13 protein-coding genes are annotated in these 13,842 nt (G+C 29.7%); 7 read left to right on the top strand and 6 right to left on the bottom strand.

Going from position 1 to position 13,842, the window contains the following annotated elements; all coding sequences use genetic code 11:
- The first annotated feature begins 107 nt into the window (after positions 1-107).
- From SJY17_RS02100 to SJY17_RS02090, 3 genes are all read left to right on the top strand, one after another.
- A complete protein-coding gene (locus tag SJY17_RS02100) occupies positions 108-698 on the top strand; it encodes a HupE/UreJ family protein (protein WP_397363801.1) in 591 nt (196 codons plus the stop codon).
- Between the two features lie 120 nt (positions 699-818).
- Positions 819-1,250, top strand: a complete 432-nt coding sequence (locus tag SJY17_RS02095) for a deoxycytidylate deaminase (RefSeq protein ID WP_397363800.1) — start codon at positions 819-821, stop codon at positions 1,248-1,250.
- Positions 1,250-2,845, top strand: coding sequence for a S41 family peptidase (locus tag SJY17_RS02090; protein ID WP_397363799.1), 1,596 nt, complete (start codon positions 1,250-1,252; stop codon positions 2,843-2,845). The genes SJY17_RS02095 and SJY17_RS02090 overlap by 1 nt, the downstream gene beginning before the upstream one ends.
- Here the strand turns inward: SJY17_RS02090 and SJY17_RS02085 are convergent.
- Genes SJY17_RS02085 through SJY17_RS02075 form a run of 3 tightly spaced genes read right to left on the bottom strand, consistent with a single transcriptional unit; the run spans position 2,842 to position 4,253 of the window.
- Positions 2,842-3,447 carry an FAD-dependent oxidoreductase gene (locus tag SJY17_RS02085; protein ID WP_397363798.1) on the bottom strand — a complete coding sequence of 202 codons (606 nt, stop codon included), beginning with the start codon at positions 3,445-3,447 and terminating at the stop codon, positions 2,842-2,844. The genes SJY17_RS02090 and SJY17_RS02085 overlap by 4 nt on opposite strands.
- Positions 3,447-3,644 (bottom strand): hypothetical protein, encoded by a 198-nt coding sequence (locus tag SJY17_RS02080; protein WP_397363797.1) that lies wholly within the window; start codon positions 3,642-3,644, stop codon positions 3,447-3,449. The genes SJY17_RS02085 and SJY17_RS02080 overlap by 1 nt, the downstream gene beginning before the upstream one ends.
- A 27-nt stretch (positions 3,645-3,671) precedes the next feature.
- Entirely contained in the window at positions 3,672-4,253 is a 582-nt protein-coding gene (locus SJY17_RS02075) for a MarC family protein (RefSeq protein WP_397363796.1), read from the bottom strand.
- Positions 4,254-4,409: 156 nt separating this feature from the next.
- On the opposite strand from SJY17_RS02075, the gene SJY17_RS02070 reads away from it, so the two are divergent.
- A complete protein-coding gene (locus SJY17_RS02070; RefSeq protein WP_397363795.1) occupies positions 4,410-4,979 on the top strand; it encodes a DUF3109 family protein in 570 nt (189 codons plus the stop codon).
- Here SJY17_RS02070 and SJY17_RS02065 read toward each other — a convergent pair whose 3' ends face one another.
- Positions 4,980-6,950, bottom strand: a complete 1,971-nt coding sequence (locus tag SJY17_RS02065) for a tetratricopeptide repeat protein (RefSeq protein WP_397363794.1) — start codon at positions 6,948-6,950, stop codon at positions 4,980-4,982.
- A gap of 7 nt (positions 6,951-6,957) precedes the next feature.
- Positions 6,958-7,692 (bottom strand): LytR/AlgR family response regulator transcription factor, encoded by a 735-nt coding sequence (locus tag SJY17_RS02060; RefSeq protein WP_397363793.1) that lies wholly within the window; start codon positions 7,690-7,692, stop codon positions 6,958-6,960.
- Positions 7,693-8,483: 791 nt separating this feature from the next.
- Between SJY17_RS02060 and SJY17_RS02055 the strand changes: the two genes are divergently transcribed.
- A complete protein-coding gene (locus SJY17_RS02055; RefSeq protein WP_397363792.1) occupies positions 8,484-9,758 on the top strand; it encodes a ribonucleotide-diphosphate reductase subunit beta in 1,275 nt (424 codons plus the stop codon).
- A gap of 1 nt (position 9,759) precedes the next feature.
- Positions 9,760-11,553 carry a ribonucleoside-diphosphate reductase subunit alpha gene (locus tag SJY17_RS02050; protein ID WP_397363791.1) on the top strand — a complete coding sequence of 598 codons (1,794 nt, stop codon included), beginning with the start codon at positions 9,760-9,762 and terminating at the stop codon, positions 11,551-11,553.
- A gap of 77 nt (positions 11,554-11,630) precedes the next feature.
- On the opposite strand, the gene SJY17_RS02045 is transcribed toward SJY17_RS02050, so the two are convergent.
- Entirely contained in the window at positions 11,631-12,482 is an 852-nt protein-coding gene (locus SJY17_RS02045) for a flagellar motor protein MotB (protein ID WP_397363790.1), read from the bottom strand.
- A gap of 201 nt (positions 12,483-12,683) precedes the next feature.
- On the opposite strand from SJY17_RS02045, the gene chrA reads away from it, so the two are divergent.
- Positions 12,684-13,808, top strand: a complete 1,125-nt coding sequence (gene chrA / locus SJY17_RS02040) for a chromate efflux transporter (protein WP_397363789.1) — start codon at positions 12,684-12,686, stop codon at positions 13,806-13,808.
- Positions 13,809-13,842 lie beyond the last annotated feature (34 nt).

Here is a 13,842-nt window from a genome sequence, read left to right as displayed (position 1 = left end):
AGTGTTTTTTTCAATATTTCCTTCATCTAAAAAGTTATTAGCTTTACTAATTTGGAAACATTTTTTGTTTTTATGTATCTTTACAGCAACCCTAAAACTTAACTATTATGCTCCAAGAATTTTGGTCAAACGTCCAATATGGTATTAATCATGTACTAGATATTAATGCTTACGACCATGTGCTGTTTTTAATAGTATTAGCAGTACCTTATCTTTTTAATAGCTGGAAACGTGTACTTTGGTTAGTGACTGTGTTTACTATTGGTCACTCAATTTCATTAGTATTATCAAGTTATGGAAAAGTAAAAATTGATGGTAATTTAATTGAGTTTTTAATACCATTATCTATTTTAATTGTTGCCATTTTTAATGTATTTACCGCAGGAAAAACTGTAAAAAATCAAAAAACAGGAGTACTCCTTGTTTCAACTTTATTTTTTGGTTTAGTTCATGGATTTGGTTTTGCAAGAGAATTTAGGATGAATCTTGATGAAGGAGACAGTAAACTAATTAAACTTATAGAGTTTGCTTTAGGTATAGAAATAGCTCAAGTAATAATTGTATTTATAGTATTGTTTTTAGGCTATTTGTTTCAAACTGTATTTAGATTTTCTAAACGCGATTGGATTATGGTTGTATCTGCAATTGTAATAGGTTTGGTTATCCCAATGCTTTTAAATAGTCCCTTTTTAGACTAGTTTTCATTAAAATTTTCATAAAACTTCTTATTAAGAATTGTAATTGAAATATGAAGCGAGTATATTCGTTTATACTAAAGCGTATTATTATGATGTGTTTTAATTTCTATTTCATTATTTATGCCAAAACAAAAACAACTTAAATACGATAAAGCATATCTTAGAATTGCTACAGAATGGGGAAAACTATCTTATTGTAAGCGTAAGCAAGTAGGAGCGTTAATAGTTAAAGACCGAATGATAATTTCTGATGGTTATAACGGAACACCTTCTGGGTTTGAAAACTTTTGCGAAGACGAAGAGGGTTATACTAAATGGTATGTTTTACATGCAGAAGCAAATGCAATTTTAAAAGTTGCTGCATCAACTCAGTCTTGTCAAGGCGCAACGTTGTATATTACAATGTCTCCATGTAAAGAGTGTAGTAAGTTAATACACCAAGCAGGAATTATACGTGTAGTTTATAACCAAGGTTATAAAGATGATTCTGGACTTAAATTTTTAGAAAAAGCAGGAATAGATATACAGTTAATAGAACAATTAGAAGCCTAATGTCAAAAACCAAAACATACATACCTTTAATAATTGGTGTTGCAATTGCAGCAGGAATTTTTATTGGAGGAAAGTTAAATTTTGGTGACAATTCGGATAGATTATTTACATCAAATAGCAAAAAAGATAAGCTTAATAGGCTTATTGATTATATTGATTATGAGTATGTGGAAGAAGTTAATACTGATAGTATTGTTGATGTTACAGTAAACGGGATTTTGGATAATCTTGATCCACATTCTGTTTATATTCCTCAAAAAAATATGCAGAAAGTTACTGAAAACATGAAAGGTAACTTTGTTGGGATAGGTATTAATTTTTACACCTTTAAAGATACCATTACGGTTATTAAAACAGTAGAAAATGGACCAAGTGCAAAAGCTGGAATTATTGGAGGAGATAGGATTATATCTGCTAATGGAGAATCTCTTTTAGGTGGAGGACTTAATAATGATACACTTGTAGATAAATTAAAAGGAAAACGCTATACAGAATTACTTTTAAAAGTCTTTAGAAAAGGAGAACCTAAATTACTAACCTTTAATGTAACCAGAGATGAAGTGGCAATTAAAAGTGTTGATGCTTCTTACATGTTAACAGATAATTTAGGGTATATAAAAATTAATAGGTTTGCAGAAAGCACCTATAAAGAATTTAAAAAAGCATTACTTAAATTAAAAGAAAAAGGAGCAACAAGCTTGGCTTTAGACCTAAGGGATAATCCAGGAGGTTTTCTGGAAATAGCAGTTAATATTGTTGATGAATTTTTAGAAGATGATAAACTTATAGTTTATACCAAAAACAAAAAAGGTCAAGTCGATAAAAGTTATGCTACCAAAAAAGGAAACTTTGAAAAAGGACATGTTTACGTTATGATAGACGAAAACTCTGCTTCTGCGTCAGAGATTATTGCTGGAGCACTTCAAGATAACGATAAAGGAACCATTGTTGGTAGACGATCCTATGGAAAGGGGTTGGTCCAACGCGAGATGGAATTAGGAGATGGTAGTGCTGTAAGACTTACGGTTTCTAGATATTATACGCCAACAGGACGATCTATCCAACGCTCTTATCAAAACGGAAACAGAGATTATTATGATGATATTGCTGATCGTTTAAATAGAGGAGAGCTTATTGATGAAGAAAAAATTGAGGTTGCAGATTCTTTAAAATTTACAACGCCTAAAGGAAACATTGTTTATGGTGGTGGTGGAATTATACCAGATGTATTTGTGCCTTATGATACACAAATGCAAAACGAAACTTTAAATTTTTTAGACAAAAGAGGGTATTTAAATTACTTTGTTTTTGAAGAACTTGAAAAAGAAAGAAACGCTTATAATACTATTTCTAAAACAGATTTTTTTAAAAACTTCACTATTAGTGATAGTGTTGTTAAGTCTTTAGAAGACTACCTAAAATTAAAAACACGATCTAATATTGTTTTTGTAGCCTACAGAGATGAAGTTAAACATTATTTAAAGGCGACTTTAGCAGAGCAATTATATGGTTTTGGTGCTTTTTATAAAATTTTAAATAAGCATGATATTATGATTGATAAAGTAATTGAACTAAGTCAAACATCTAATAACTAAATCTTATCATGCACTTTAGTATGCTTACCATTATTCCAAAGCGTTAAAATATCTGTTGCAACATGTGCGCCACTTCCAGATGCTATTGCAAACTGACTTCTCCAACCAGCTAATGTTCCTGCAACATATAAGTTTTCTTTAATTAGATGATCGTTGTTTTCTAACCAAATCCTATCTTTTTCTAAAGCTGCTTTTGGATGAGGTTTTATATAGTGATCTAAACCTTTTATGGTAATTAAATTAGTGTATCCAACAGCTATAACAACACGTTTGGAAGTGTAAGTGTTGTTGTTTGTTTTTATTGTAAAACCAGCATTTTTTTCTATGATATCACAAACTTTTTCGTTTTCTATCTGTATAACCTCAGGATATAGTTTTGCTAGTTGCTGCTTACCATTGTCTAAAATATCTTGACCTAATGTTCCAGGTTGTAAACCTAAAACATTATTAAATAAAGCGTTTTGTAAATGAGATGTTTTTTGATGAGCAATAATGGCTACTTTTTTACCTTCAGCAAATGGTTTTTTTAAACCAGATCCCAAAACCAAAGCGCATGATAATCCTGCAGCTCCACCACCAATTATTAATGTATCAAATTGCATTAACCTTTACTTTTTGCTTCAATTTTTTTCGAAATACGTAAAATTTGAAGTAATATAATAGCACAAACAGAAGCTAAAATAGTAATTAAAGCAACAATACTCTCGCCTTCAAACAATCCTTTAAAATCTAGTTTTGTTGCATTGTATGCAATAAGTGCAATCCCTAATATAGTTATGATGTACGTAAATATTTTCATAAAAAAGTTTTTACAAAATTACAATAATTAGGCTAAAAGTACTTTAATGTTATCCGTAAACAGTTTTACAGCAATAGCTAGTAATATAACACCAAAAACTTTTCTAATAATACTAATTCCATTTTGTCCAATAATACGCTCAATACGTTTTGAAGTTTTTAAAACTAAATAAATAACAATAACGTTTAATATTACAGCTATTATAATGTTTTTAATATCATACTCTGCACGTAAAGATAATAACGTTGTTAAACTTCCAGGTCCAGCAATTAAAGGAAATGCTAATGGAAACACAGATGCTGTCAAAGGATTAGTGTCTTCTTCTTTATATAGTGTGATACCTAAAATCATTTCTAAAGCAATAAAAAACAAGATAAAAGAACCTGCTACTGCAAAAGAACTAACATTAATTCCGATAAGATTTAATATGCTTTTTCCTAAAAATAAAAAAGCAATTAAAATAACTCCTGCAATAATAGACGCTTTTTCACTTTGTATATGTCCAACTTTTTTACGCAAGTCTATTATTATTGGAATGTTTCCAACAATATCAATAACTGCAAAAAGCACCATAAAAACTGTAAATATTTCTTTAAAATTGATAGACATGATTTTCTGTTTTAAGTTGTCCTAAAATTTTTCCGCAAAAGTAGTCTTAATTCATTGAATTATAATAATAAAGCGTCTTTAAGTTTCTTGTTTTAGATTAAACGTATTCTACTTCCTGATTATCCTTTATATTTACAAAAAATTAAGAAGTATTTTATGTTTCAATTAGGTAAAACTATAGTTTCTGAAGCTATTATAGAAAATGATTTTATCTGCAATTTATCTGCATGTAAAGGCGCATGTTGTATTGATGGAGATGCAGGTGCACCTTTAAGTAAAGAAGAAGCAGAAACTTTAAAGGATATTTATCCTAAAGTAAAACCTTTTTTGCGAGAAGAAGGTATAGCTGTTATTGAAGCACAAGGCACATCAATTGTTACTCCTTTTGGAGATATTGAAACACCATTAATTAATGGTGCAGATTGTGCTTATGTTATTTTTGATGATAAAAAAACAGCGCTTTGTGGTATTGAAGAGGCTTATAACCAAGGTGAGGTTAAATGGAAAAAGCCAGTATCTTGTCATTTATATCCTATTAGAGTTAAGGATTACACAGAGTTTTCTGCAGTAAATTATGATAAATGGGAAATCTGTGATGATGCTTGCTCACTAGGAAAAGAGTTGCAAGTGCCAGTTTATAAATTTGTTAAAGAAGCTTTAATTAGAAAATTTGGTGAAGATTGGTACACAGAGTTAGAAAAAGTAGCCAGTAAAATGAACAGATAACTAAGCGGTTTTTAGTTTAGTAATTGATGTAATTGGTAATTTTAACAATACGCAAGTACCTGTTGCTATTTTGTTTTCATATAAATCATTAATAATCAAACTAAAATTTTCTGAGTAGTTTTTAGAAAAATTTTCAAGTCTTTGTTTTGTTATTTCTATTCCTAAAGATTTTTGCTTCATTAATTTTCCTTGTTTTATTTTATTTGAAGCAATTCTACCAATACCATTATCTATAATGCTTATTGTTATAAAATCACTTTCGGTTTTGGTTACTTTTAAGTCAATGTGTTTATCGCCTTCTTTTGCAGAAAGTCCATGCCAAAGCGCATTTTCAAGAAAAGGTTGAAGTATTAAAGAGGGGATTTTAATATTTTCAATATCTACTTCATCATCTACATTAATGGTATAATTAATCTGGTTTGAAAATCTAATATTTTCAATATTCATATATAAATCCATGGTTTCTAACTCGTCTTGTAATGTAATTTCTTTTTCGGTTGAGGCAATTAATATTTTTCTAATAAGTTTTGAAAACTTGTTTAAGTAGTATACTGCATTTTCTTTTTCATTATTAATAATATATAGTTTTATGGAATTTAAAGAGTTGAAAATAAAATGCGGATTCATTTGATTGCGCAACATGTCTTGCTCTAAGGTTAAAATCTTTTTTTCGTTTTTTAAGCGTCTTTGTCTGTAAAAAGCAAAACCAGCAATACTTAAAACTAAAAGCCCTAATAAGGTTAGTATAGCAGTTTTTTCGCCATCTTTTAGTTTTATTTTTAACAGCTCTTTATCGTTAGCTAATTCTAAAATCTGATTGTTTTTTTTCTCAGATTCATATCGCATTCTAAGTGTATTAACGTATTGCGAGTTGGTTTCTCCTGTTACTTCGTTATCTAAAGCCACAGCTTCTTTATAAAACCGTAAAGCTTTTTCTGTTTTTCCTTGTTTTTCGTTTAGTATTGATAGTTGATGTAAAGCATCAATTTCTGAAGATTGTAAGTTGTATTTTTTTGCAATATCAAGTCCTTTTTCAAGATTTAACTTAGCTTTTTCTAATTGGTTTAACTTATTTTGAGCCCAACCTAAATTTACATAAGCCCAAGCAATATAAAATTGATCTTGTATTTCTTCTGCTAAAGCGACTGTTGGTGCAATTGTTTGAAGTGCTATTTCTGGTTTATTTTGTTTAAGATAAATAGTACCAATACTATTATTGCTTATAACTTTTCCTATTTTAGAATTGATTTGATTGTTATAATCTAAAGATATTTTATAGTTTTTTAAAGCTAGATCTAGACTATCTTTAGCTTCGTAAATAATTCCAATATTGTTATAATTAATTGCTAAACCTAAGATGTTTTTAGCTTCTTCCTCTATAGCTAATGACTTATTAAATTGGTTTAAAGCCAACTCGTATTCTTTTAAAGTAAGATAAATGTTTCCCATGCTGTTATGTGACACAGCAATGCTTTTTAAATGCGCTTTTGTTGTCTCAGGTTGGGATTCTGCCAAGCGTAAAGCTTCTTGGTGGTAGTCTAATGCTTCTTTAACAATGGTTTGTCTTCTAAAAATTACACCTAACATGTTTAGGCTAATTATTTCAAATTCAACTAAATTATTGTCTCTAGAAATTTTTAAAGCATTTTTTAAAAGTGATTCGGATTTTTTAAACAAGGATTTATTCCTGTATTGATTACCTAACATGATATTTGCAAAAACAACACCTTCAGCATAATTTTTGTCAATGCTTTTTTGTTCAAAAACACGCATTTTTAAAGTGTCATATTTGTTTTTGTAAATAGCATACTCTAAATCTGCGTAAGATTTGTGGTTAACCGTAATTAAGCTATCAGCAATTTTAGAAAAATCTATAGTTTTTTGTGCTAATAATGATGTACTAAAATTACATGTAATTAGTATAAGGATTAGTTGAATTGCTATTTTGTTTTTTGGGAAAATTATAGACATATTAGGATTAAAATTTTTCTAAAAATTCAGATTTTCGTTGTCTTGCAACTGGTATTTTATGATTGGATTCCATGATGACATAGCCTTCATTTTTTATATACTCCTTAATTTTACTAAGGTTAATTATAAAAGAGTTGTGTATTCTAAAAAAAGATTGGTCTGGTAGTAATGCATTAACTTCTTTTAGTTTTTTTGTTACCAGAATTTTTTGTTTGTCAATTAAAAATAAAGTACTGTAATTACCATCGGACTCTACAAACAAAATGTCTTCAATATTTAAAAACAACAACTTTCCGTCTGTGTTTATAGTAATTTTTTTCTTGTTGTTGTTTTTGGTAAAGTTTATTAAGATATCTTCAATCTTGTCAGAGTCTGAATGACGTTTTTTAAAACGCTTAATCTTTTCTAAACTTTGTGCTAAATCATCACTATCAATGGGTTTTAACAGGTAGTCTAATGCTTCGTTTTTTAAAGCTTTGATTGCATATTCGTCGTAAGCAGTTGTAATAACTACTGCTATATTTTTGTTTTTCAACTTTTCTAAAAACTGAAATCCGTCCATTCTGGGCATTTGGATGTCTAGAAATAAACAGTCTGTATTTGAAGTTTCAAGATATTTTAAGGCTAATTCTGGATCAGTAAATGTTTTTTCAACTTCAATAGCATCACTAAAGTTTGATAATTCCCACTGTAAACCTTGTATGGCTTTAGGTTCGTCGTCTACAATAACAGCTTTAAGCATAGTAATAGTTTTACATAAAGATAAAGTTATAAAACTAAAAAATTAAAAGATTTGTGTAGATGGTCATATAAATTGTATAACTAGTTATGCCATTTATACATTTTTTGCTACCACTTATACATAGTTGAATGTTAAATTAGGATCAATAGATTAGTTTTATAAAAGTTAGTTTTAGTTTATTATTTATTTACACATATTAATGACCTAGGGAGTCATAAAAAGTGTCGCTATTATTCAATCAAAAAATGAGCAGTAAATAACTGCTCATTTTTTTTGTTTTATTAGCTTAAATTTTAAAAAATAAGTAAACTATTTTTATTTTTATAACAATCTCAATAAACTCCACTTGTAGGTCTATTTTTTGACTATAGATAGTTAAAAATTATTAATTAAAACGTTTGTAATTTTTTTTCAATTTATATAAAAATTAATTAGAATTTAAAGAAAGTAACAATCCTTATTTTATTGCTACTAAGCGAAGTCTACTTGGTTTAAATACTTAAAAATCAGATATTTATATTTTTTCAAGAAAAACCCCTAAAACAAAGGGTTTTTCCGCTTTGTTAAAAACTTGTTGACAACGTTTACCAAAACCCCTTTCTTTTTTAAGTACAATTGCCAATCTTTGTTCAAGGCAAAAAGCAAAAAAAATTTCTATGTTTTTTTTGAAAATCACGCCTTTTTTTATTCCTCTAAAAGGAAATTATAACACAATTTTACAGAAGTACAATTACGTTTTTTAAATGATGAAAATCATTCTAAACAACAACTAGCTATTTAACTCAAAGATTATGGAAATCACGCAAATTATTAAGAGAGATTATGAAACAAGCCCATTTGTTTTAAATAAAATTTCTAACGCTATTGAAAAAGCAATGCTTTCCGTAGGTAATGGTACAAAAGAAGATGCCAATACAATTTCTGTAAGTGTTTTAAAGGCGTTGTTAGACAGAAAAGAAAAAGATTATAGATATGTGCCTACTGTAGAGCAGGTACAGGATCTTGTTGAAGAGAAGTTAATGGGAAGTGCTTTTCCTAATGTAGCTAAAGCTTATATTTTATATAGAGACGAACAAACTAGAAATAGAAAAACAAATATTTTTGAAAAACGTATTAACCTTAAACCTTATGAGTATCCAGCACTTAACGACTATGTAGATGCTATTAGACACTCATACTGGATTCACTCAGAGTTTAATTTTACAAGTGATATACAAGATTTTAAAACAAGACTTACAATTGTAGAGCAAAACGCTATAAAAAATACAATGCTTGCCATTTCTCAAATAGAAGTTGCAGTAAAGAATTTTTGGGGAGAGATTTATAATAAAATGCCAAAACCAGAAATTGGATCTGTAGGAGCAACGTTTGCAGAAAGCGAAGTGCGTCATCAAGATGCTTATTCACATTTATTAGAAATTTTAGGACTTAATAATGAGTTTAAAAACATAAAGAAGAAGCCAGTAATTATGCGTCGAGTGCATTATTTAGAAATGGCTTTAAAAAATTCTAAAAGTGAGGACAATAAGGAATATGCAGAATCTGTTTTATTATTCTCTTTGTTTATAGAGCACGTGTCTTTATTCTCTCAGTTCCTGATTATTATGGCGTTTAACAAACATAAAAACATGCTTAAAGGTGTGTCTAATGTAGTAGAAGCAACGTCTAAGGAAGAGCAAATCCATGGTGATTTTGGAATTGATATCATTAAAATTATAAAACAAGAAAATCCAACTTGGTTTGATGATGCACATGCAGCATCTGTACAAGAACTATGTAAAGAAGCATATGAATCTGAAAGTAAAATAATAGATTGGATTTTTGAAGCAGGAGAATTAGATTTCTTACCAAAAGATGTTATAAACGAGTTTATTAAAAACCGTTTTAATAACTCTTTAGAAAGTATTGGTATTGGAAAAGTATTTGAAGTAAATGAAGAATTAATTAAGCAAACCGAATGGTTTGATGACGAAATAATTGGTACTAAACATGGAGATTTCTTTGTTAAGCGATCAATAAACTACAGTAAGAGAACAAAAAGTATAACTAGCGACGACCTATTTTAATATGAGCAACCAAACAAAACAAAACACTGATTTAAATGTAAATCAAGAAGCAAAAGCTTCAAACTATGACCAATTAGTAAATGCTAGAAAAGAAGCCAGAAAACAAGCTGGAAAAGAGCCAGAAATTAAATGGTTAACAGAAAATAGTCGTAAATTTTTAGCATCAGGTTACTTAACTGATGATACTACACCAGAGCAAAGAATAAGAGAAATAGCAGAACGTGCAGAATCTATTTTAAAAATGGATGGTTTTGCTGATAAATTTTATGGATATATGGCAGAGGGTTATTACTCTTTAGCCTCTCCAGTGTGGTCAAATTTTGGTAAAAAAAGAGGTCTGCCAATTAGTTGTTTTGGTTCGCATATATCAGATGATATGGGAGATATCCTATATACACAATCTGAAGTAGGAATGATGTCAAAATTAGGAGGTGGTACTTCTGGTTACTTTGGTAAATTACGTCACAGAGGTGCTCCTGTAAAAAATAATGGAGAGTCTTCTGGAGCTGTACATATCATGCAGTTGTTTGAAAAAATGGTTGACGTTGTAAGTCAAGGCTCAGTACGTAGAGGTCGTTTTTCTCCTTATTTACCAATAGATCATCAAGATATTAATGAGTTTTTAGAAATTGGAACAGAAGGTAATCCAATTCAAGAATTAACACATGGTGTAACTGTTGGAAACGACTGGATGCAAGCTATGATTGATGGAGATCAAGATAAAAGAGCTATTTGGGCAAAAGTATTACAACGTAGAGGAGAAATAGGGTATCCTTACATCTTCTTTAAAGATAACGCCAATAATGCAGCACCAGAAGTATATCAAGAAAATAAACATGAAATTTACGCAAGTAATTTATGTTCAGAAATCATGTTGCCAACTAATGACAGGTGGTCTTTTGTATGCGTATTATCATCAATAAACTTATTACATTATGATAAGTGGAAAGATACTGATGCTGTAGAGACTATGGTGTACTTTTTAGATGCTGTATTAGAAGAGTTTGTAACTAAGTTAGAAGTGTATAGAGACTCTCCAGACAGAGACGACAGACAGACGTTTATGTTTATGGAAAAAGCCTATAACTTTGCTAAAGAAAACAGAGCTTTAGGAATGGGAGCTTTAGGATGGCACTCTTTATTACAATCTAAAATGTTAGGTTTTGATAGTCAAGAAGCTTTTAATTTAAATAGCGAAATATTTAAAACTATAGGTGAAAAGTCTAAAAAAGCATCAGAAGAATTAGCAAAATTATTTGGAGAGCCAGAAGTATTAAAAGGTTACGGAAGACGTAATACAACTTTAAATGCTGTAGCACCAACAACATCATCTGCATTTATTTTAGGACAAGTATCTCAGGGTATTGAGCCAATTTGGTCTAACAGTTATGTAAAAGATATTGCTAAAATAAAAACGACTATTAAAAACCCGTTTTTAGTAGATCTTTTAGAAGAAAAAGGATTAAATACAGTAGATACATGGAAGAGTATTAGAGATTATGATGGTTCTGTACAACATATAGAAGGACTTACAGATCAAGAAAAAGATGTGTTTAAAACTTATTCTGAAATAGATCAAATGACAATAATCTATCAAGCAGCAAATAGACAAAACCACATAGATCAAGGACAGTCTTTAAACATCATGGTACATCCAGATATGCCAGTAAAAGACATTAATAAGTTATATGTTACTGCATGGCAATTAGGAGTTAAATCTCTGTATTACCAACACAGTATGAATGCTGCACAAAAATTTAAGCAGAAAAAAGAATGTACTAGTTGCGAAGGGTAATTAGTAACTTTTATTAATAAGTGTTATATAAAAAAAGCATCCAGAAATGGATGCTTTTTTTATATGTTTTATGATAATTAGTTTGATGCCATTAAAGCAAAAAACTTATCAATATTTGGTAGTAAAATGATACGTGTACGTCTATTTCTAGATCGTCCTTCGTCAGTTTCGTTTTCAGTAAGTGGTTGGTAGCTACTTCTACCAGAAGCAATTAATTTTTCTGGTGCCACACCAAATTGATCTTGTAATTTTCTAACAACAGAAGTGGCACGTAAAACACTTAAGTCCCAATTATCTTTTACTCTGCTATTACTAATACTTCTAGAATCTGTATGACCTTCTATCATAACATCTATACTTGGCTCAGAGTTTATTAAGTCTGCAACTTTTTGTAAAATTTTGTCTGCTTTATTGCTTATTTTAAAGCTTCCTTTACCAAATAACATTTTTTCAGAGATAGAGATCATAACAACAGTCTTGTCCATGCTTATTGCAATATCATCATGCTCATCTAAATCAGACGTGTCAACAAAACGCTTTAAGTTTAAAGATAAAGCAAGATTCATTGAGTCTTCCAATGTTGTGTAATATTGCATTACATCTGGACTTACACGACTTAATGTTTTACGCATCCCAATTTTTGCTTTTTCAGAAATAACCCCTTTGTTACCAACACCATCATATTTAACTTGATTTTCTTCTGTTAGTACACCTACTTCACTAGTCAAATTATTGATTTTAGAATTATAGTCGCTAACTCTAGCTTCAATTTTAGCAAATTTAGCTTCAAGATCTTCTTTCTCGACTTCGGTTTTTTGTAATTGGCTAGTTATTTCGCTATTCTGTCGTTCTAATGCAACGTATTTCTTTTTAGAGACGCATGAAGAAAGCAATACAGCAGAAAGTAGTACAATGGATATTTTTTTCATTTTATGTATTAGTTTTTTTAGTTATTGTATTTACGTCTAAAAGTTGTTTTTAGATGTTTTTGAAGTTTATTTTTTACAAAAAAGGTATAGTACTAAGATACAAAATATTAAGCTGAGTTTTGATGCTTTTTACTAATTTGATTTTACTATAAAAATACAAACTAGTAACTTAGCCTAAGTATGAAAATAAACTGTAAATAAATGAGTAGTAAACTAAAAGAAGTGGCTATTGTCTTTTTTAAATTAGGTTGTTTTGCATTTGGTGGACCTGCAGCTCATATTGCAATGATGGAGGATGAGGTTGTGAGCAAACGAAAATGGATGACTAGAGATTATTTTTTAGACCTAATTGGTGCTACAAATTTAATTCCTGGCCCAAATTCTACAGAAATGACAATGCATTGTGGTTATGAAAGAGCTGGTAAAAAAGGACTTTTTGTAGCTGGTATTGCTTTTATTTTTCCAGCAATTGTAATCACTGCAATTTTGGCTTTTTTATATGTTAAGTATGGAAAATTACCAGAAGTTGCTCCTTTTATTTTAGGTATAAAACCAGCAGTTTTAGCAATCATTGCTTCTGCTGTATTAAAGCTTGGCAAAAAGGCTGTAAAAACAATAGAATTAGCTGTTTTAGCTGTTTTAGTTTTAGTAGCAAGCCTATTAGGTGTAAACGAAGTTTTAGCCTTATTAACAGCTGGAGTTTTAGGAATGTTTTATTTCTACATTAAAGAGAAAAGAGTTTCAAGTTTAAAGAGTATTTCTCCTTTGTTTTTTCTTTCTGGTTTTGGGTTTACACTAACCAAAATATCTGCATTAAATGTGTTTTGGGTGTTCTTAAAAGTAGGTGCGATTTTATATGGTAGTGGTTATGTGCTATTTGCCTATTTAGATGCCGAATTAGTAACAAGAGGTTGGTTAACTAGAGTTGAGTTAATAGATGCAATTGCTGTTGGGCAATTTACACCAGGACCTGTATTGTCTACTTCTACTTTTATTGGGTATCAACTCTCTGGATTCTCTGGTGCTTTAGCAGCAACAACAGGTATCTTTTTACCTTCTTTTTTATTTGTTTTAATTTTGAATCCGTTTATTCCAAAAATGCGTAATTCTAAAATACTACGCTACTTTTTAGATGCAGTTAATGTTGCAGCAGTAGCTGTAATGCTAGCTGTTTTAATTATAATGGCTAAAGAAACATTGTTAGATTGGCAAGCGATTGTTATTGCTTTAATTTCTACTCTTTTGGTTTTTAGAACAAAAACAAGCCCTATTTGGATTATTATAATTGGTTCTGTTCTTGGTTATATATTAACTCAATATTTATAAAACAAAAAAGCCATCACATAAATGATGGCTTTTT

Source organism: Olleya sp. R77988, assembly GCF_044594215.1.
Taxonomy (GTDB): domain Bacteria; phylum Bacteroidota; class Bacteroidia; order Flavobacteriales; family Flavobacteriaceae; genus Olleya.
This window is presented reverse-complemented; position numbering and strand designations above follow the sequence as displayed.